This is a genomic window from Rothia dentocariosa ATCC 17931, from assembly GCF_000164695.2.
In the GTDB taxonomy this organism is placed as follows: domain Bacteria; phylum Actinomycetota; class Actinomycetes; order Actinomycetales; family Micrococcaceae; genus Rothia; species Rothia dentocariosa.
This window is the reverse complement of record NC_014643.1, coordinates 2,002,300-2,022,994: the sequence shown is the minus strand read 5'-3', so window position 1 is coordinate 2,022,994 and position 20,695 is coordinate 2,002,300. Positions and strand designations below refer to the sequence as shown.

The 20,695-nt window shown below is 49.4% G+C and carries 19 protein-coding genes and 1 riboswitch; of the genes, 2 read left to right on the top strand and 17 right to left on the bottom strand.

The window, feature by feature from the left end; all coding sequences use genetic code 11:
* The first annotated feature begins 284 nt into the window (after window positions 1-284).
* Window positions 285-857 (top strand): flavodoxin domain-containing protein, encoded by a 573-nt coding sequence (locus tag HMPREF0733_RS08730; RefSeq protein WP_013398977.1) that lies wholly within the window; start codon window positions 285-287, stop codon window positions 855-857.
* A 228-nt stretch (window positions 858-1,085) separates the two neighbouring features.
* Here the strand turns inward: HMPREF0733_RS08730 and lgt are convergent, their stop codons facing one another.
* The 12 genes from lgt to pnuC all read right to left on the bottom strand — a co-directional run bounded on the left by lgt (window position 1,086) and on the right by pnuC (window position 13,088).
* Entirely contained in the window at window positions 1,086-2,216 is a 1,131-nt protein-coding gene (gene lgt, locus HMPREF0733_RS08725; RefSeq protein ID WP_080556873.1) for a prolipoprotein diacylglyceryl transferase, read from the bottom strand.
* Window position 2,217: 1 nt separating this feature from the next.
* Window positions 2,218-3,069 (bottom strand): tryptophan synthase subunit alpha, encoded by an 852-nt coding sequence (gene trpA, locus HMPREF0733_RS08720; RefSeq protein WP_013398975.1) that lies wholly within the window; start codon window positions 3,067-3,069, stop codon window positions 2,218-2,220.
* Window positions 3,066-4,397 carry a tryptophan synthase subunit beta gene (gene trpB / locus HMPREF0733_RS08715; RefSeq protein ID WP_013398974.1) on the bottom strand — a complete coding sequence of 444 codons (1,332 nt, stop codon included), beginning with the start codon at window positions 4,395-4,397 and terminating at the stop codon, window positions 3,066-3,068. The genes trpA and trpB overlap by 4 nt, the downstream gene beginning before the upstream one ends.
* A gap of 187 nt (window positions 4,398-4,584) precedes the next feature.
* A complete protein-coding gene (trpC, locus tag HMPREF0733_RS08710) occupies window positions 4,585-5,379 on the bottom strand; it encodes an indole-3-glycerol phosphate synthase TrpC (protein ID WP_013398973.1) in 795 nt (264 codons plus the stop codon).
* 94 nt (window positions 5,380-5,473) lie between these two features.
* A complete protein-coding gene (locus HMPREF0733_RS08705; protein ID WP_004004555.1) occupies window positions 5,474-5,728 on the bottom strand; it encodes an HGxxPAAW family protein in 255 nt (84 codons plus the stop codon).
* A gap of 172 nt (window positions 5,729-5,900) precedes the next feature.
* Window positions 5,901-6,584 (bottom strand): Trp biosynthesis-associated membrane protein, encoded by a 684-nt coding sequence (locus tag HMPREF0733_RS08700; protein WP_013398972.1) that lies wholly within the window; start codon window positions 6,582-6,584, stop codon window positions 5,901-5,903.
* Window positions 6,585-6,608: 24 nt separating this feature from the next.
* On the bottom strand, window positions 6,609-8,201 hold the full coding sequence (locus HMPREF0733_RS08695; RefSeq protein ID WP_013398971.1) for an anthranilate synthase component I: 1,593 nt from the start codon (window positions 8,199-8,201) through the stop codon (window positions 6,609-6,611).
* Window positions 8,202-8,340: 139 nt separating this feature from the next.
* Complete coding sequence (ribH, locus tag HMPREF0733_RS08690; RefSeq protein WP_013398970.1) at window positions 8,341-8,814, bottom strand: 6,7-dimethyl-8-ribityllumazine synthase; 474 nt, start codon at window positions 8,812-8,814, stop codon at window positions 8,341-8,343.
* 82 nt (window positions 8,815-8,896) lie between these two features.
* The gene (locus HMPREF0733_RS08685) at window positions 8,897-9,658 is read right to left on the bottom strand and encodes a GTP cyclohydrolase II (protein ID WP_013398969.1); all 762 of its coding nucleotides are present in this window, start codon (window positions 9,656-9,658) and stop codon (window positions 8,897-8,899) included.
* A complete protein-coding gene (gene ribB / locus HMPREF0733_RS08680; RefSeq protein WP_041322074.1) occupies window positions 9,655-10,932 on the bottom strand; it encodes a 3,4-dihydroxy-2-butanone-4-phosphate synthase in 1,278 nt (425 codons plus the stop codon). Before ribB ends, HMPREF0733_RS08685 begins: the two co-directional genes overlap by 4 nt.
* A gap of 192 nt (window positions 10,933-11,124) precedes the next feature.
* Window positions 11,125-12,372, bottom strand: a complete 1,248-nt coding sequence (gene ribD / locus HMPREF0733_RS08675) for a bifunctional diaminohydroxyphosphoribosylaminopyrimidine deaminase/5-amino-6-(5-phosphoribosylamino)uracil reductase RibD (protein ID WP_013398967.1) — start codon at window positions 12,370-12,372, stop codon at window positions 11,125-11,127.
* The gene (pnuC, locus tag HMPREF0733_RS08670; RefSeq protein WP_013398966.1) at window positions 12,369-13,088 is read right to left on the bottom strand and encodes a nicotinamide riboside transporter PnuC; all 720 of its coding nucleotides are present in this window, start codon (window positions 13,086-13,088) and stop codon (window positions 12,369-12,371) included. The genes ribD and pnuC overlap by 4 nt, the downstream gene beginning before the upstream one ends.
* 123 nt (window positions 13,089-13,211) lie before the next feature.
* Window positions 13,212-13,351: riboswitch (FMN riboswitch) on the bottom strand.
* 480 nt (window positions 13,352-13,831) lie between these two features.
* Here pnuC and HMPREF0733_RS08665 point away from each other — a divergent pair.
* Window positions 13,832-15,307 (top strand): GH25 family lysozyme, encoded by a 1,476-nt coding sequence (locus HMPREF0733_RS08665; RefSeq protein ID WP_013398965.1) that lies wholly within the window; start codon window positions 13,832-13,834, stop codon window positions 15,305-15,307.
* 197 nt (window positions 15,308-15,504) lie between these two features.
* On the opposite strand, the gene fabF is transcribed toward HMPREF0733_RS08665, so the two are convergent.
* The 5 genes from fabF to HMPREF0733_RS08640 all read right to left on the bottom strand — a co-directional run bounded on the left by fabF (window position 15,505) and on the right by HMPREF0733_RS08640 (window position 20,654).
* Complete coding sequence (gene fabF, locus HMPREF0733_RS08660) at window positions 15,505-16,773, bottom strand: beta-ketoacyl-ACP synthase II (protein WP_013398964.1); 1,269 nt, start codon at window positions 16,771-16,773, stop codon at window positions 15,505-15,507.
* An 88-nt stretch (window positions 16,774-16,861) separates the two neighbouring features.
* Entirely contained in the window at window positions 16,862-17,104 is a 243-nt protein-coding gene (locus tag HMPREF0733_RS08655; RefSeq protein ID WP_004004541.1) for an acyl carrier protein, read from the bottom strand.
* A gap of 203 nt (window positions 17,105-17,307) precedes the next feature.
* On the bottom strand, window positions 17,308-18,333 hold the full coding sequence (locus HMPREF0733_RS08650; protein ID WP_013398962.1) for a beta-ketoacyl-ACP synthase III: 1,026 nt from the start codon (window positions 18,331-18,333) through the stop codon (window positions 17,308-17,310).
* Window positions 18,334-18,389: 56 nt separating this feature from the next.
* Window positions 18,390-19,289 carry an ACP S-malonyltransferase gene (locus HMPREF0733_RS08645; protein ID WP_013398961.1) on the bottom strand — a complete coding sequence of 300 codons (900 nt, stop codon included), beginning with the start codon at window positions 19,287-19,289 and terminating at the stop codon, window positions 18,390-18,392.
* A 294-nt stretch (window positions 19,290-19,583) separates the two neighbouring features.
* Window positions 19,584-20,654 (bottom strand): tyrosine recombinase XerC, encoded by a 1,071-nt coding sequence (locus HMPREF0733_RS08640; RefSeq protein WP_013398960.1) that lies wholly within the window; start codon window positions 20,652-20,654, stop codon window positions 19,584-19,586.
* Window positions 20,655-20,695: the final 41 nt, after the last annotated feature.

Below are 20,695 nucleotides of genomic sequence, written 5' to 3'. Positions count from 1 at the left end.
CCACTCAAGACTCACGTGCTCTCTACCTGCCCCTCAGAACAATAATTAGGTTTTAGTTGTTTTCTGACATCTCATTTGAAACTATGGCCAAGCGCTCCTGTCCGAGAAACAAATATGCCCACATCATGTATGACACACCTTGATGTTCATCGCTCACTCCCCTCTTCCATGTGATAAAAACGACACGCCAGTATTGGCTAAGCAATTTCACATTTATCACCACCTGCCATAGACTGGAATCAATAATTAGTATCTTGTATGCAAATTTGCTTTGGGAGGCTTCAGTGACCATTCGTGTGCTGATTATCTTCGGTTCAACCTATGGGTACACCGAGCGTTATGCGAACTGGATAGCAGAAGATCTGCGAGCATTACCACAGGCTCCTGAAGTCGATACTTTACGGGCTACAGAAGTAACCCCTGAACTTGTGGAAGCAGCGGACTCCGTTATTATTGGCGGTAGCGATTACGGCGGGTTCCTTACAGGCGCTCCCAGCCTCAAGAAGAAGATTGTTCCCTTTATTCTCCCTAAAAAGGAACGTACTGCATTCTTCACGGTTTCCTTCACAGGCGAGTACTCCAAGAAACTGCTCGACAAGGCTGTCGCTAAAAGTTATACTGCAGAACTCACCGATGGACGCCCGACTTTCCATTTACGTGGTGGGATTGACTTTTCAGAGCTTTCACTTGCTCATAAGACCGCTCTTAAAGGTCCGGTTCGCGCTTGGTTGATGGCTAATCCAAACCCCAACGAAGGTATTCAGCAAATGCTTGAGTGCTATAAAACCGGTCATGCGGATTACACTAACCGAGAGTCTCTAAAACCACTTGTTGAAGCAATATCCAAATTCCTCTGATATTGCATAGCAGGTTACCAAAATAAACTTGGCCGGAGGTTTTCTCTCCTCCTCCGGTCTATTGATTCCGGATGCGGGTGCGAGGCCGCGCCGATAACGTATTCGGTTGCAGGGGGTGGGTCTTGTGTGTGCGGCCCGCCCCCTCCTTTTATCTTTCATCAAGGAAAAAGTCAGGTCCTCTCCACCATTGAAATAGTGAAGAGGACCCAAGATTAGTTGTCCAAGAATTTACGATTTAGATTTTTTCCACGGGATCTCAGGGGTTTTATCCTGCTTATCACCGGCTTGAACCCTATCTGCAGGCTCTTCCTGGGTGCCTGGTTCTTTGTCTTTTGTAGCTTTCTTCTCTTCCGTTACCTTCTTCTCGGATATCCGAGATTCTTCCAAGGTCTCTTTACCCTGGTTAGAAACCTCATCCGGATCTTGGGCGGCAGTTTTCTCTGAGTTGGGGGTCTGCTGAACAGATGATCCCTGCACTGGAGCTTCAGCAATGCCCGCCGCAGCTTTCGACCTAGCGCGCATACCAGCGGCAACAAAGCCGATCAACCCTAGTACAACCAGGGCACCCGATGTCCACACGTGAACCCGCAGCCCTAGAAGTGTTTCAGAGGTATCAATACGCAGGAACACTTCAATGAAGAACCGCCCAATACCGTAGTACAGCACATAGAGCCAAAAAGTTTGTCCGCGCTTCAGGAACCTATTCCCCAGGAAAATTAGAAGGAATGCGCCCACAAGGTTCCATAATGATTCGTAAAGGAACGTGGGATGAAAGAGAGTTCCTGCGGGATATTGAGCAGGAAAATTCCCACTCGATTGACTAATCTCCAAACCCCACGGAAGGGTAGTAGGCTTACCGAAAAGCTCCTGATTAAACCAGTTGCCCCAACGACCAAAAGCCTGCGCCAAAATAATACCTGGTGCAACTGCATCCGCAAATGCTGCATAGTTAATCTGGTATCGGCGACAAGCAATCCAGGCCCCCAGGGCTCCTACGGACACCGCTCCCATAATGCCGATGCCGCCTTCCCAAATCTTCAGGAAAGCCCAAGGGTCAGAGACATTGGGACCAAAATAGCTGCCAGGGTCTGTAATGAGCACATGGTAAGCACGCGCCCCAATAATTCCAGCGGGAATAGCCCACATTGCCACGTCATATACGCGCTCACGTGTGCCGCCAACTTGTGCCCAGCGCCGAGCGCTAAGCCATAGACACACGATTATTCCGGCTAAAATGCAAAGTGCGTAAAAATGGATACGAAACGGCCCAAGCTGAAGATAAGATACACTCGGCGACGGGATTGACGCCAGAGGAAGGGATACTGCTGAGGTAAAGGATTCCGATAATATAACATTCATACTATGCACGTCCTGCAAGTTCACGAGTTAATGCTCCCACCGCAATAGGACCTCCATCAGCTAGAGCTTTTACAAGTGCCGTTCCTACAATCACACCATCTGCATAAGTTCCGATCTCTTCAACATGGGCACGAGTTGAAACGCCTAAACCAACACACGCGTATTCAGCGCCTGCAGCATGAAGGTTTTCGACAAGTCCTTGGGCAGCTTCTGAGACTGAGGTGCGAGCCCCTGTAACGCCCATGACAGAAACGGCATAAACGAACCCGCTCGAAGCCTTAGCGATAGTCCCTAAACGTTGAGGCGATGATGATAGCGCCGCCAAGAAAATACGATCTAACCCGTATTTTTCAGAGGCTTCGAACCAAGCCGATGCTTCATCGGGTACTAAATCTGGAGTGATCATTCCAGCTCCTCCAGCAGCCGCAAGATCACGTGCAAAATTATCAACACCGTAGGCAAGTACGGGGTTCCAATACGTCATCACGACAACGACAGCTTGGGTTGCCTCAGTAATGCGCCGTACAGCATCAAAAACCCGAGAAAGTTTGAAGCCGCCTTCTAACGCGGCACCTGTTGCGTGCTGGATAACGGGGCCGTCCATGACCGGATCCGAGTACGGTACGCCCAGCTCAATAATGTCGGCACCGTTATTGCCTAATTCGATAGCTGCTGCCACAGAATCTTCAAAGTTGGGAAAACCTGCGGGGAGGTACCCGATAAGTGCTGCACGCCCATCTTCTTTGCATTCGCGTAACCGCTGCACGAGAAGCGAGTTCGGGTTTTGGGGCGGGAAGGTACCGTCAAGGACTTCGTACTTTGCCGCATGCCGCTGTGCGTCTTGATAGCTCATGCGTGCGCCTCGCTTTCTGCCTGCACTGCCTTCTCAGCAACTGCCTCTTTATTGCCTGTCATGAGAGAAGATGACGGGGTTGCTTTCCCTAGATCGAACCATTTCAAGGCAGTCTCCATGTCTTTATCGCCACGACCAGATAGGCACACCACCATTATTTTTTCACGGGCAGACTCAGAATCTTGATGCGCCCACTCCTGACAGACCCGTAACGCACCGGCAAGTGCATGCGCCGATTCGATGGCAGGAATAATACCTTCAGTACGGCAAAGCAGTTGAAAAGCATCCATAGCTTCAGTATCGGTCACCGGCTGGTAGCTGACACGGCCTAAGTCTGAAAGGTATGAGTGTTCGGGTCCAACGCCGGGATAGTCCAGGCCAGCAGAAATCGAATGCGACTCTATAGTTTGCCCATCTTCGTCTTGCATCAGGTAGGTTACGGCACCGTGAAGCATTCCTGGGCGGCCTAGATTAATAGTTGCGGCGTGACGTCCGGTTTCTACACCGTCTCCCCCCGCCTCAAAACCGTAAAGTTTTACATCGTGGTCATCAAGGAATGCATGGAAGATTCCAATGGCGTTTGAACCCCCACCAACACAGGCAGAAACTCCGTGGGGAAGACGCCCAGTCATCTGTTGAATTTGTTCGCGTGCTTCAGAACCAATAGCATCATGAAAGAAACGCACCATTGTAGGAAAAGGATGTGCTCCCGCCGCTGTACCCAGCAGATAGTGGGTATTCTCGACATTAGCGACCCAGTCTCGAAGAGCCTCATTAATAGCGTCTTTCAGAGTACGGGAGCCATTCTGAACGGCAATAACTTTCGCGCCCAAAAGCTGCATACGCGCCACGTTCAAAGCCTGCCGCTCAGTATCTTCTTCACCCATGTAAATCACACAGTCCATGCCGAAAAGCGCAGCAGCCGTTGCCGTTGCTACGCCGTGCTGACCAGCACCGGTCTCCGCGATCAGACGTGTCTTACCCATGCGCTTTGCGAGAAGTGCTTGTCCTAAAACATTGTTAATCTTGTGGCTACCGGTATGGTTAAGATCTTCACGTTTCAGAAAGATCCGAGCCCCAGCGTGCTCTGAGAACCGCGGAACTTCCGTTAGCAATGAAGGACGATTCGAGTATTCAGCAGAGAGTCGCTGAAATTCCGCAATAAACTCTGGATCCTGCTTAGCATTCTGGAAGGTAGACTCAAGCTCATCCATGGCGGCAATTAACGATTCAGGCATCCATCGCCCACCGTATTGCCCGAAGTAGGGACCGGGTGCATTTTTGAGGGATTTCCCCTCAAGAAATGCGTCTGCCAGGTTTTCGCTCATTGTTGTCCTTCCCGGGTACTTTTATTTTCATCCATGAGTTAGGTTTGTACACTTAACTCATGGTACGGCTTGTTCGTATTCTTACTATTCTACGCGGAATGACATAGCGTCAGCGTATATAAAGAAAAGCCCTATGATTATTCACATGTGAAAAACTGTCATCTACGTAAGATAGCTCTAATCTGCATTAGAGATGAGGTACAGCCGAAAATTCACGTACAGTTTTCTCCGGGTCTCCAGATTTGACCAGAGTCTCACCAATAAGCACGACATCAGCACCAGCCTGCGCGTAGTTCTGTACATCGCTCAGCTCAGATACACCAGATTCTGCAACTTTAATAACGCTTTCCGGCAGATCGGCCGCAAGCTCTGCATAATGCGCGTTCTTGACTTCAAGAGTTTTTAGGTTGCGAACGTTAATACCTATAATTTTGGCTCCGACACGCTGAGCGATAGATATTTCTTCTGAAGTATGTGCTTCTACGAGAGCATTCATACCAAGCGATTCGGCAAGCTCTAAGAAAGCGCTCAAGGTATCTTCTTCCAAGGCAGCAACAATAAGAAGCACCAGATCTGCGCCGTGTGCACGTGCTTCCCAAATCTGGTACTCATCAACAATAAAATCTTTACGCAATATGGGAATACTGACGTGAGCACGCACCGCGTCCAGATCCTCCAGGCTTCCGCCGAAACGGCGTTCTTCAGTAAGCACCGAAATAGCTGCTGCTCCTCCACGCTGATACTTCACTGCTAGTTCCGCTGGATCCGCTATTTCCCCCAGGACACCTTTCGAAGGAGACGAACGTTTCACCTCTGAAATGATGCGCACAGTTTGGCCATCACCACGTAAAGCACATACAGCGTCAAGAGCTGGTGCCGTAGAGAGCGCTAGCTCCTGCACCTTTTCCAGAGGATGTTTTGCACGACGATCCTCTAAATCCTCACGTACTCCACCAATAATTTCATCTAGTACGGTACTCAACAGTGTTCCTTCTCATAGTCATCAAATATCCAAAAGTTTGAGATAGCACAAGAGAGAGCGCCTCGTCATGGGCGAGGCGCTCGTAGCGTATTTACTAGTGACGCTCAGTATTTTTGGTTTTAGAACCACCTTGACCGTAGCCAGCACTCTTGAGAAGCAATCCAGCCACTAGACCCAGCGCGATAATGCCAGCACCAACAAAGACGATAACGGGCTGAGCCAGATCATACGCAACGGCACCAACAAGTACCCCGGTCGTCATGATGGCGATCATAACCCACGATGCTACGGTGCTACCGTGATTTGCATACGGGCGTTCAGGAACAATAACAACTTTCTCTTCCGTCACGAAAACTCCTCATGTGTGTGCACAGATACGCGAATAATGCGTACAGACGTCCTTTCTTCGATTTTAGGTCATGACCTCGTCTTCTGTGAATTTGCTGGTGAGAATCGTACAAATATTTAGACGAGCAATGTTGTACAACTCGCAGCGTCTGAAAACCTTTTTACCATTAAAACTATTTCTCTGCGGTAGGGTCTTCTCCCCTGCTCAGCAGGTCCCATGCATCCATATTGTCGACCTCACCAGGAGCTTCTTGCAGGTTACGCACTGTGCGGTCATATTTACGCCCACCTTGCCAGTGTCGAGCCGCTACAAGAGTCCAAAGTCCCACGCACATAATAAGAAAACCTGATATGCATGAAATCCACGGCCAAACAGTCACAGCATATGTACCTGTAGACGCCACGGTTCCCGTTACCTTGCTGGTCTCAGTTACAACCGCACCTGCGGGATTCATCACCACCGACAGCGCAGAAAAAATAATACCCACCCCGGATCCTAAACTTACCAATGCGATAACATACCGCAAAAGCTGAGGGGCTATGCGCGCCGCTAAAGGAGCTGCTAAAGCTACCATCGCCAGTGCGCTTACTGCGGGCGCCGCTCGAGACCCAGTAACGTCAAGATTTTGTTCCCCCAAGACCCCGTTCACATGCGCTTGGACCCAAGGAAAAAGCGTCGTGCTAAAGGCAAGGGCAGCCACAGCAAGCCCTGTTAAAAGCACCAGTCCAGGTGCTTGTAGTCTCACAGGTTTCGAGTGTAAGTTTTCATCCGCCGCACTAAACGCCGTAGCAGTACTCGTTGTCTCATGGTTATTTGATTGATTCAAAGACGAAGACTTATGCCGCTGTGTATTCATGGGATTATGCCCTCCCGCAGGTTCTTAATCTGCTGTGGTAACGCGTTTTGTCTGCAGAGGTTTCAGACCCGATGCTGTCAATACAGCACGGAGCGGAGCAGCTGACTTATTTACGGTCTCTTCAGTCTCGCACTCCGGGTTGGAGTCCATCACAATACCGGCTCCAGCCTGTACATAAGCTTTTGTTCCCTTGAGAACAGCAGTACGAATTGCAATAGCCATATCCATGTTTCCAGCAAAATCAAAATATCCGCAGACACCCCCATAAACCCCACGACGGGTCGGCTCATACTCGTCGATAAGCTGCATAGCCCGCGGTTTGGGAGCCCCCGAGAGAGTCCCCGCCGGAAAAGCAACGCGAAGTACATCGTAAGCACTGAATTGAGGGTCAAGTTCAGCACTCACTGAGGAAGAAATATGCATGATATGGCTAAACCGCTCAATCACCATGAACTCATCAACAGAGACCGTTCCAGGCTTTGCAATTCGAGACAGATCATTACGCGCCAAATCAACCAGCATCAAATGCTCAGAGCGCTCTTTTTGATCGGCAAGAAGCTCTTCAGCAAGAGCTATATCCTGTTCACGAGTTGCACCGCGAGGCCGGGAACCAGCGATAGGATGCGAAGTCGCACGACCCTCCTTGAGGGTCACCAAGGCTTCTGGGGAAGAACCAACAATTTGGAAAGGAATACCCTCAGCATCCTCAAAGTTAAAGAGGTACATGTAGGGTGAAGGGTTAGATTGACGAAGGACGCGATAGACATCAAGCGCATCCGCGCCAGTTTCAACTTCAAAACGACGTGAGATCACGATCTGAAAGACGTCGCCGTCAATAATATTTTTCTTACAACGATCAATTGCGTCTTGATAGCCTTGCACCGACCAGGTTTGAGTAACTTCACGACGAATTCGGTCATCTATGTCAGAAACGCCGGTTAAAACCGATGCCGTTTCAGAGGCGCCCTGTTCTAGTTGCTGCAGCATACGGTGCAGACGTTCGACCGCATCGACGTATGCATCATCCACATTTTCATCGGTACCGTTGAAGTTAATGGCATTTGCGATCAAGAGCACTGTGCCGTCAGTATTATCATGGATTGCCATGTCAGAAACCATGTTCAAGGCAAATTCTGGGAGATTCACGTCATCAGCTGGCGGATACGGCAGGTTCTCCCAGCGGCGTACTACGTCCCAGCCCAAGTAACCTACCAACCCCGATGTTAACGGTGGAAGGCCAGGAACCGGTTCAGTATGAAGCATGCGAAGGGTTTGATCGATAGCTTCAACGGGGTCGCCTTCTGTTGGGGCTCCCGCCGGAGTTTGCCCTTGCCAATATATCTTGCCGTCTCGTGTGGTCAGGGTTGAACGAGAAGAAGCGCCGATAAAAGAATACCGGTCCCAAGCTGCCGATTCCCCCTCGGTCGCGATCTTAGCCGATTCAAGCAAAAAAGTTCCAGAATCAGCGGCACCATCGTGTAGAACCAGCGAACGATAAATACCAATGGGTGTAAGCGAGTCTGCAAGAATTTTGATGCACACCGGAATAACTCGGTGAGTCACCGCGCGTTCCCGGAATTCTTCAAGAGAGGGTGAGATAATGCCCAAATCCTGCATAGGACTAATCCTTCGTGCTCGATTGCTGATGCCCAAACTGTTGCCTGGGGCTCTCGTATTAGTGTACAAGTTCCACCACATCTAACAGTGGTTTGAACAAACAGCGCGAAGTATCAAAATTGACACTTCGCGCTGTTAATTAGCTCAGTCGTTTGAGAGTCGCTGCGGTTTGCAAAGCTGCCGCCGTTGCCTCATAGCCTTTGTCTTCAGAGGAACCAGGAAGTCCGGCACGGTCTAGAGCTTGTTGTTCATTATCGCAAGTGAGTACCCCGAAACCGACCGGGCGACCAGTCAGCACGGAAACATCGGTCAGACCACTCGTAGCGCCCTGACATACGTAGTCAAAGTGAGGAGTTCCACCGCGAATAACAACGCCGAGGGCAACAATCGCATCGTATTTTTCGGCAAGACGGGTTGCCGCAACAGGTAGTTCAAAAGTCCCCGGAACACGCACAATAGTCGGCTCCAGCCCCGCATCAGCGGCGGCGCGCTGCGCCCCATTGAGTAACCCTTCCATGACCTGAGTGTGCCAGCTTGCCGCAACAATAGCTAGTTTGAATCCAGTGTAGTCCTCAGGATTGAGAGTGGTATCTGCTGCTCCTGCGCCGCTCATATTTCTTAACTCCTTGGTGTCGTTGGTTTATATCGCAAAGTCGTCCTCTGACCACACAGCAAGCTGTTATCAGCCAGAAGAACTATATACTAGGCCCATGGAGCCTATGTCCCATACGCCGACGTTTTGTTTCAAGGTACTTGGCGTTCTCAGCACGCGCCGGAATTTCGTCAGGAATTACCTCATGTACTTCAAGCCCCAGCTCGGTCAGTGCGTCAACCTTTGCCGGATTATTTGTGATAAGTCGCAGATTATGAACCCCGAGTTCTTGCAGAATAAGTGCCGCCTGCGTGTAATCACGCATATCTTCGTCTAAGCCAAGCGCTAAATTTGCGTCTAGGGTATCAAGGCCAACATCTTGAAGTGCATAGGCTCGCAACTTATTTACAAGCCCAATACCCCGCCCTTCATGATTGCGAATATAGAGAATCCAACCACCATAACGCGAGAGAATTTTTAACCCATTCTCAAGCTGCTGACCACAGTCGCATCGGAAGGAGCCCAGAATATCTCCAGTAGCGCATTCGGAGTGGATTCGCACTGCGGGAATCTGAGCTTCTCCCGAAAATGCAATAGGGTTCCCTTGGTCGTCTAAAGCACGAATGCTCATATGCTCAGCACCATCGGCAAACCGCCAAGCACGTACCCCAAAGTTTCCATGGGGTGTAGGAACAATAACCTCAACGGTCGATTCCACCAGTTGCGGGCTGGGATGAGGCACTAAGTCTAAAGGAGAAGCTGTGTATTGGTGGGCAAATCTCTCAGCAAGATCGCGTTTCTCAAATTCGAGCTCTGAGGGTATGTGCTTGTGCTGAGTGCTCTGCTTTTCTGGGGTATCACTCATGCTCGTTCCTTCACATACTGAATAAGGTCTTCGATCGAAATCATGGGGAGGCTGTGTGCAGCTGCAAAAGAGCGCAAAGCCTCAAAGCGCATCATACTTCCATCATCATGGACAAGCTCGGCAATAACGCCTACGCCCGAAAGACCTGCCGCACGGGTAAGTTCTACGGCCGCTTCTGTATGCCCAGCACGTTCCAAAACCCCACCAGCTACGGCGCGCAAGGGAAATATATGCCCCGGACGGCTCAAATCTTCAGGGCCCGCTGAGGCGTCTGCAAGAACTCTGACTGTACGGGCACGATCGGCGGCGCTAATACCTGTTGTGGTTCCTACACGCGCATCGCAAGAAACCGTATATGCAGTACCTTTAGGATCTTCATTGTGCGCGGTCATTGGCGGCAAGTTCATGCTGTCTGCACGTTCGTGACTCATTGGAGCACATATCACTCCGGAGGTATAGCGGATAGTAAATCCCATGAGTTCTTCTGTAGCATATTCAGCCGCAAAAATTATATCTCCCTCATTTTCACGGTTTTCATCATCCACTACAACGACAGCTCGACCGGCGGAGATAGCCTCAATGGCCTCCTGAATAGGATCCAGCTCTTGTGCAACTACGGAAGTTTCATGGAAATCTACATTTCTCATTTCCATCAACCGGGCTACATATTTAGCGAGCGCGTCTGTTTCAAGATTGACAGTGTCTCCTACGGTAAGCTGCCCTAGATTAGTTGTGCTAAGAGTTTCAGGAATCAAACCGACTTCAAACCAGGGAGCGCTCTCAGCAGAGGCAGAAACCGCGGTTACTGTCAGCGATACGCCGGAGACGGCGATAGAACCTTTCTCAACCAGATACGGAGCAAGTTCTTGAGGAATGGAAAAACGAATAGTGCACCACGCATCATGTTCAGTTATTGATGTAACCGTCGCGATACCATCTACGTGTCCCTGGACTACGTGTCCATCAAACCTTCCGTTGGCAGGCATGCACCGTTCAAGGTTAACGATCGATCCTTGAGTTAGTGTGCCTAAATTAGTCCGAGTGAGCGTCTCCCCCATGGCATAAGCGCGAAATTGCTGCGGTTCAATGCTATCCTCATCGACGGCAGTTAGACATACACCGTTGACAGCTAGGGATCCTCCATGATCCAAGTCAGAGACAATATCACCAGCGTTAATAGTGATATATGCAGCTCCGGTCGAAGTCCCTTGAGCGTCATAGACTGGTTGAACGGACTCAACGGTACCTAGCGCACCGATAATTCCTGTAAACATGTGTGTCTTCTCCTCTGTGGCAGCTGCAACGGGATGGAATTCAGATGCCGCTACGATAACTTGCACTATAACTATAAAGATGAGTCTTTTATTCCCCGAAATATCGTGCAGGTGCATACCGGAACGATCTCAAAGACGATGTTCCCTTTCCTACACTTTGTTTCCAGGAATTATGCATAACTTTTGTAGTTTTTATTCTCGTGGTTCTGGAAAATATTTGTGCGTGAAACGTGGAAGTACGCGACGAATACCCGGTGTATTTTTTGCAGTGCTACGGGGGCTTGGTATCAGGTGCGTTGCGGTGTCTTCGCCTAAGACCCGAACTGATGGAAACATCCCAAGATCATCAAGCTGCAGACGAGGGGCATTTTCCAACGTGTTGGTAATAAGTCGGTACATTGCACTTTTACCGTGCCCCATAAGTATAGGAGCGCGGTACCAAACAAGTTCGTCAAGAAGATCTTCCCCGGTAAATAGGCCAACCATTCCCGGTCCTCCCTCAATCATGAGGTGTCGCACCCCACGACTGTAAAGTTCGTCAAGAAGGACTCGGGGCTCGTGAGTGTAAACCTGCATGTAATTTTCTGGGTCTCTTGTACCTAGACCACACACTTTATAGGTGCTTGGTATATCTGTTTCTCCCATGACAACCCGTAAAGGCTGTTTCTTGTAGCGTTGCCCTGAGATATCACGGGCATCTAGTGAGGGATTATCAAGGAGTGTAGTGCGGGTTCCGATCATCACGGCGTCTGCGCGTTTTCGGATGAGATGCCCATCAGCACGTGCTTGTGAACCAGTTATCCATTTACTGGTGCCGTCTGCTGCCGCGATAAAACCGTCAAGAGTTGAAGCAGATTTAACGGTAATAAATGGTCGTTTTTCTGCGACCGAAATAAACCATCGTTCATTTAGCGCGTACGAGTCCTCAGCAAATTCTCGCATATACGTTGTTACGACTCCGTGAGAGCGTAAATATTCTGCTCCGCCAGAAGCCTGAGCGCTCCTATCTGGATATGCATAAAAGACCTGAGAAATTCCAGCTTCTTTGATAGCATGCGAGCACGGACCAGTTTTGCCTGTATGATTGCAGGGTTCTAGCGACACATACATTTTTGCATCGCTCATATCCGTGCCAGCCGCGCGGGCTTGAGCTAGGACATCAGCTTCAGCATGAGGTGTTCCTGCCCCGCGATGCCATCCAATATGCAGTACTTGACCGGCAGAGTTTGTAATAACCGCTCCAACAAGTGGGTTAGCCCCTCGTATACCCTGACGAGCGGCTTCTATAGCCAAACTCATAGCACGATCATCGGTCAATGCCCCTTCAGGGACCTTTACAGTTACCGAAGCGGGTATTCCTTGAAGATGACCGTACTCCGCAGCAGAATAGTCAAGATCATTTACGGGCGTATACATCTCAGGACCTAGATACGTTGTCATGATTTGCTCGATTCCACGTCAACAGTAATATCCGGAAATTGCGTTTGGACTCGGGTTTTTTCTTCACGATTCCGAGTACTCCACCATACGAAGAAGCCTACAAGAGTAAAGCATCCGTAGAAAACATACATCAGAGAGGTGGCATAGTAGCCTGCGCTCCAAAGCAGCGGAACACCAACAATATCAACAGCAACCCAAATTAGCCAGAACTCTACCCATCCTCGTGCCATACCATAGGTCGCTATAAGCGAACCGGTAAATATCCAAGCATCTGACCATACGGGCTCGTATGACCCTAGAGAACGAAATATTGGAGTTAAAGCTATCGTGCCAAGAATAAGTATAGAGATAATGCTAAGACGTTCCAGCCTGGATGCCCATCGTGGAATTACAGCTGCCCCCTCGGCACGCGTTCCTTGAGCTCTGCAGGACTGCCGCCAACGATACCAGCCCCATACAGAAACAGTTATGAACATAATCTGGCGCCCAGCCTGACCAAGCATATTAATGGGGTTGGGGCTGCCGAAGAAGGCACCCATAAAAACGGTAAAAAGCAGCAGATTTCCGGCTATACCGATCGGCCATGCCCAGACTTTACGGCGCATTCCGCCCAAAGCTGAGGCTAAACCGAAAAGGTTACCTAAAACTTCGCGCACAAGAAGAATCTGGTCTCCAAATTGTATTTGTGCGTCGAAGAGCCACCGCAGAACGTTCACTGTTACTCCTTTTCATCGTCATTGCGGCGACTCCGGGGAGAACAAAATGCATTGATTCCAGTAATTGCTGGAACATTAGATAACGGTTTCGAATATATACCGTGACCGCATCCCGTGCTTTCTGCTCGTGCTGCCTACCATCCAGACTGTACTGTCGGTACCGGAGTTGCACCGGTTCGGCCGTAAGCATCACAATAACTGATACGCACGGTTCGCGGACTGTCACCGCCGGTTCGGAATTTCACCGACCCCGGAGCACGATTACGGGTCAATTATGGCACACCACGCAAGATCGCCAAAAGCAGGTCTTGAGGAAGGCACCAGCGCTATCACAGTATGGGCTAAAGATATGTCAATTTCTTTACCCTTAATTTTGTGATTTAGACATTATGCACTCTCAAATAGAATGTAATTTTCTCCTTGCCTGTTTATATTGAAAAATATAAACTTTTCCACCACATATGAGGTTTAACATACAATTTAACGATATTACTCCTGGGGTATCAGATATTTTAATACTTGACACTTAAAAAATACTCATACTTCCGCAAAAACGCACTACAAAGGGTTGAATACTTGAAATTTATAGGAAATTATCTTTAGAATACTCTTCGTTCACGCTTCCTTTGAGAAGCATGATCTGCAGTGCATTTTTAAGAATCGAAAAATATTCTTCGCATTTTTAAATCATGCACAACATATATCACTCTCACATACACAACTAAATAAAATTGCAGGTAAACATGAAACTTTTTAACCGGCAAAAGTCTGTTTCAAAGACCCTAGCAGCCGTTGGCGCTATGGTGCTGGCTTTAGGGACTATAAGCCCGGCAGTAGCTCATGAAAATACTTCTGATGCTTCTGCTACAGCTCAAATTCCCGCTCACGAGGAAATGAATACTCCAATGGGTGCAGGTGAGCGAGCTCGCCTTGCAGAGTCGCAATCCTCAACTCTTGGCAAGATCTCCCCTAATGCCACTTCCATGTGGACTCCCACAGGTGGGACCCTCGGTATGGACGTTTCTTCATACCAAGGAAATGTAGACTGGAACCGTGCATATAATATGGGCTCCCGTTTTGCATACACAAAAGCAACAGAGGGTAACTATTACACTAACCCTTACTTTGCTCAACAATACAACGGTTCCGCACAGTCGGGCATGATTCGTGGTGCCTATCATTTTGCCAACCCACGCTCCACCTCTGGAGCTGAACAGGCACGCTATTTCGTCAGACATGGCGGTGGATGGAGTAACGACGGAATTACAATGCCCGGCCTACTCGATATTGAATACAACCCATATCCGAGTCTTGGCAACACCTGCTACAACATGAGCAGTGCCGATCTCACTCGGTGGATTCGTGATTTCATGGAGACCTACCGCAGCCTCACCGGTCGATATCCTATGATTTATACCGCTAATTACTGGTGGAGGCAATGCGTAGGCTCAACAGAGTTCGGTAACCACCTCCTGCATCTGGCAAATTACAACTACTATCCCGGTCCTATGCCAGCTGGGTGGGGTAATTACGATATCTGGCAGTTCTCTTCTGAAGGACCTTTCGTTGGAGACTCGAATTTCTTCCCGGGTACGGTTCACGATTTACGTGCACTAGCCACCAATGCGGGGGCAAAGAACCGTTCATGGCATCCTCAACCCGCGCCCCGAGTAGAAACGGCTCCTAAGACCCGGTTCCGGGATGTCCCGCAGAGCTCGCCTTTCTATAAAGAAATTGAATGGTTAGCCAACGAGAAAATTACTACCGGTTGGCCGGATGGCACTTTCCGACCGGACGCAGGTGTAGAACGCGCTGCGATGGCAGCTTATTTCTACCGTATGGCTGGCTCTCCCCCGGTTAATCTTCCAGCACGTTCACCTTTCCGCGATGTAGCGCCTCAAGACCAGTTCTATCGCGAAATTGTCTGGATGCATCAGCAAGGTATCGCTACCGGATGGGCTGATGGCACCTTCCGTCCGCACGATAGTGTCAACCGCGATGCGATGGCAGCTTTCTTCTACCGTTTCGCGGGGAAGCCAGCGGTACCCGCAGGTCGTAATTTCTCAGATGTTGGAGCAAACAATCAATTCTATCGAGAAATTATGTGGCTCAAAGGTACTGGTATCGCTACCGGTTGGGCTGATGGCACCTTCCGTCCTTGGCAACCTGTTGAACGGGGCGCGATGGCAGCGTTTATCTACCGCTATAAGCACAAGTAAAATAATCGCTCCTCATTAATATTCCCCACAAAACTGTGGGGAATCCTCCCTTTATTATTACCCGCGGTATTTTCAGATATGACAGCTGCGTTAAGTATGCATACCTCACTGTTTTTCGTGGCTTCAGCTGTACACAGATACAAAAAGGGTCTTCTCAGGTAATTCCTGAGAAGACCCCAATGCAGTATTATGCAGAATTACTCAACAGAACGGAACGCGACGACTGCGTTATGTCCACCAAAGCCGAAGGAATTCGAGATACCAACAATCTCTCCTTCAGGAAGCTCCCGTGCCTGTGTCACAATGTCAAGATCAATCTGCGGATCTTGGTTTTCCAGATTAATAGTAGCCGGAGCTTTGCGGTTGTAAATCGCCAATACGGTAAGCACTGCTTCAAGGGCTCCTGCACCACCCAAAAGATGCCCCGTCATAGACTTGGTTGCAGAAACAGCAATATTCTTTGTATGCTCACCGAAAGTAGCATGCATAGCAGTTGCTTCCGGTAGATCCCCCGCAGGAGTTGAGGTTGCGTGTGCGTTAATATGCACAACTGTAGCAGGGTCAATATCCCCATCTTTGAGTGCTTCACGCAGAGCTCGTGTGGCTCCTAGAGCATCAGGATCGGGAGCGGTTATATGGAAGGCATCAGCAGAGACACCGGTACCTGCTAGCTCGGCATAGACTCGCGCTCCACGGGCTCGGGCATGCTCCTCTGACTCAAGAATCATAGCCGCAGCACCTTCGCCCATCACAAATCCGTCACGATCCATATCATAAGGGCGTGAGGCTTTTTCAGGGTCATCGTTACGCGATGACAACGCCTGCATACGCGCAAAGGCCGCTAAAGGAAGAGGATGAATTGCTGCTTCGGAACCGCCGACAACAACCACATCTGCTTTACCTGTGCGAATCATATCGACCCCCAGCTCCATAGCTTCCGTTGAAGAAGCACAGGCAGATACGACGGTTTGAGCAGCGGCGCGCGCTTTCAGGTTCATCGACACAGCGGCTGCGTTGCCGTTAGGCATTAACATGGGAACTGTCATGGGAAGAACCCTTCGAGGCCCTTTCTCACGCAATGTATCCCATGCATCAAGCAGGGTCCACACACCACCGATACCAGTACCAAATGCTACACCGGTGCGTAAGGGATCAACTTCTTCTGCGGATTCAGCGTCGGAACCCGAAAAACCAGCATCCTCCCAGGCTTCACGAGCAGCGATAAGTGCTAGCTGTCCTGAAGGATCTAAGCGCTTTGCTTCAACTTTGGTGAGTCGTTCTGACTCGTGAGCAGGCTCTGCGAGGCGCCCAGCGATGTAAACAGGCAAGCTGTATTCTTCTACCCAGGGCTCATCAATTTTAGTGATACCCGAGACGCCTGTAAGCGCATTTGCCCAGGTGGTGGGGACGTCGCCGCCAATAGGAGTGGTTGCGCCGAGACCGGTCACCAACACTTTTCGAGACATCTTCACACTTTCTTGGTTATATCGGTGGAGGGTGAAACTAGACAGGTGGGCGCGGCTACTTGCCCGCGCCCACCGTCGGCAGCCTAATTTAGGCTGTTTTTGCGATAAAGTCTACTGCGTCACCAACAGTCTTGAGGTTCTTGACCTCTTCGTCTGGAATAGTAACTTCGAACTTTTCCTCAGCGTTCACTACGATAGTCATCATCGAGATAGAGTCAATATCGAGGTCTTCGGTGAAGGACTTATCCAGCTGAACATCTTCAACTTCAACACCGGTCTCTTCGTTTACAATCTCAGCAAGACCTGCGAGGATCTCTTCTTTGTTAGCCATGAAGGGCTCCTTTGTCATAGAAGTGGTAGCACGCTCCTGGTTAAGAGCATGTGCATAATCGAGTTTATCGTGTCTGTGTAAGTATCTCACACAATAACCCCGAGTTTTTCAAATTCGTACTATAAAATCTAGTGTTTGCAGGTACGAATTTGAGCTATCTCATAAAAGGTATATTCAGATACCTTAAGAGTGATCTCGATAACTTACGGAAGAACAACAACCTGTGCCGCATATGCAAGACCGGCCCCAAAACCAATCTGTAGTGCAAATTTTCCAGAAAGTTCAGGCTGTTCCTGCAAAAGACGATGCGCTGCCAAAGGAACGGAGGCGGCAGACGTGTTACCAGCATCAGCAATATCTCGCGCAATAGCGACATTTTCAGGCAATTTCAGGGTTTTTGCCATCTGATCGATAATGCGAGCATTAGCCTGATGCGGAATTAATGCACCCAGCTCATCCGGAGTAATACCTGCCGATTCTAAAGCCTGCTGTGCAACTTTTGCCATTTCCCACACAGCCCAGCGGAAGACTGAAGGTCCATCTTGACGCAGGGTCGGCCAAATCTTTTCATCTTCCTGCACAGGGTTAACGACAAAGTCACGGTTACGGATATCGAGGAGGGAATGGGTCATTCCGACAGTCCCCCAACGAGAGCCGTCTGATCCCCAAATAGTCGGGGCGATGCCGGGTTCGTCCGATACGCTGACAACAGCCGCACCCGCTCCATCTCCCAACAAGAATGAGATAGAACGTTCCGTATTATCTATAAAATCTGAAAGTTTTTCAACGCCTATCACGAGAACATTCTGCGCCATACCAGAACGAACCATAGCATCTGCCTGAGCTATACCGTAGCAGAAGCCAGCGCAGGCCGCAGAAATATCGTAAGCAGGACACCGAGACCCAATGGCATCCGCAACCAGAACAGCTAGTGACGGAGTAGCATACGGATGGGAAATTGTTGAGATAATAACGGCATCAATCTGTTCACCCGTCACGTGTGAGTTGGCGAGCGCATCATGAGCTGCTGCGATTGCAAGGTCATTAACGGTTTGGTTTTCGCTAGCTCGATGTCGGGTTGAAATCCCGGTACGCTGCTTAATCCACTCATCAGACGAGTTGATAGCTTCAACGATATCGTTATTATGAACGATCACCTCACCACGGGAAGCCCCATAGCCTAAAATGCGGGAGTAACGATTGTTCTCATATTGTTTGAGGGTAGTCACGTGTTTACTGTTCCTTGAGCTGTTTCTTCGTGGGTCTGATTTGATACGCCTTAAACCTATACACCAAATTTTTCGAGGTCTTCAGGAGCATTAACGGCGGTGAAAGGTACACCACGCATTGCGCGTTTTGCCAATCCGACGAGGGTTCCTGCAGGTGTCACCTCAATAATATCGGTGACTTCGTCTTGCAACATCTGAGCCATACACAGATCCCACCGAACAGGGTTTGTAACCTGCTTGACGAGAGAATCGAGAAATTCCTGTCCGGAAGCGACCGCAGAGCCATCGCGATTACTCAAAATTTTGTGCTTTGGATCTTCAACCGTGATCGTGTCTGCAAATTTCTTGAGTGGTTCCACGACCGGGGCCATAGCTTCTGTGTGAAAGGCACCAGCAACTTTAAGCGGAATAACACGAGTACGCGCCGGTGGATTCTCAGTGAATTTTTCAAGAGCGTCAAGTGCGCCTGCTGCAACGATTTGTCCACCGCCATTGGAGTTGGCTGCAACTAGCTGCGCCGCTTTAATTGCTTCACGAACCTCTTCTTCATCGCCGCCCAGGACTGCTGCCATACCGGTTGGGGATGCAGCGGCGGCTTGGGCCATGCCGGTAGCACGAACGCGAATAAAACGCATAGCATCTTCATCGCTAAGAATTCCAGAAAGCGCAGCTGCTGTAATTTCTCCTACGGAGTGCCCTGCGAAAAGTAGATTCTCTGATCCTAGACGAGCAAGCGTTAGACGCCCGGTGACAATACCTGCAGCAACAATCAAAGGCTGTGCAATAGCGGTGTCTTTAATAGCTTCTTCCTCGGCTTCGGTGCCGTAATGGATAAGGTCAAGCTCTGCTGCTTGTGAGAGACGCTCAAGGTGTTCCCGAACTCCAACCATCTCAAGCCAAGGAGTGAGAAAGCCTTTTTTTTGAGATCCTTGACCGGGGCAGACAATAGCGTACATTCTTGACCTTTCAAATAGCTCATGACGCTCTCGCGTATAGTATTCTATCGCTTTATCATCGTACGGAGTAGCTCAAAATGCCACATATTATGATAAACGCTCCAGAGATATTCTACTCATCTTTTGTCCTAGCCGGTATATTCCATAAGCGCCCACCACAGGCTCCGCTGGATATTGGTCTTGATATCTTATGCCTTCTAGGTATCAGTTGCTTCTTGTAACGTCATCATTTTTCGCTTACCGCGCAGGGCAAGCACACGAAAAACTTCAATAGCCTTTTCCGCTTCCGTACAATCAAGCTCGCGGATGAGCACGAATATAGGTATCTGCTAAACGTTTCATGGAGACATGGGTATAGATCTGTGTCGTTGAGAGCGATGCGTGCCCTAACAGTTCTTGAACGGTACGAATATCTGCCCCTCCGTCAACAAGATGAGTTGCAGCAGAATGACGAAGGACATGTGCCCCTGAAACCTCGGTATTCTCAAGTGTACGTAGGATTCGGCTAATATCTTCACGAATTTGTCGAGGGTTTGCACGTTTGCCGCGTGGCCCTATAAACAGGGCAGTTACATCGCGTGAACCTTTGGCTATCCAATACGGGCGCCCTATTTTGACCCACTGTGAAAGAACTTTCATCGCGGGGGTTCCCAATGGTACAACACGTTCTTTATTACCTTTACCGATAACGCGAACCGTCTTATTAGCTCGGTCTACACTCGATAGATTCAAGCCTGTAAGTTCTGAGATACGCATACCCGATGAGTACAGAACCTCTAGAACAGCCCAAAGCCTCAGCATCCGGATATCCTGCGGATTTTCGCGGCATCGCAATGCTACAGTGTCCAAAACGGAGCTCATCTGTTCCTGGCTCAGGACAGCAGGAAGATGTCGGTCACGCTTAGGTGTACTCATTCCCCGGGTAGGATTTTCTGTGATGAGTTCTTCCTCATGAGCCCAGCTGAAAAAAGTGCGCAGGGTCGAACCACGTCGAGCTACAGTTGTCTTGGCATTTTGTTTTAGGTGCATAGACCCCAGCCATTCACGGATAAGCTGCAGGTTTACATCTTCAACACGGCTAATTCCCCGTCGTCCGATAAAGCCGAAAAACCCGCAGAGATCAGATATGTATGATCGGATAGTCTCTTCGGAACGATACTTCTCGTACCTGAGATAACGTTCGAAATGCTCGACAATAGGTAAAAATACTTCTCCAGATAAGGCGGGAGCAAGGTCTGGGGTGGAGTCCTGCTGGTCTGCTGATATGGGGAGGGTAGGGGCTAATGAACTTTCCGGTAGAACTGCATCGGGCATAGGTAAAGTCTTTGAAAGCTCTTTATTATCATCCCAAAATGCTGCTGTCATTTCTCCTTCCTCCTTTCTGCCCCTATCTCTTCTACGAGGTT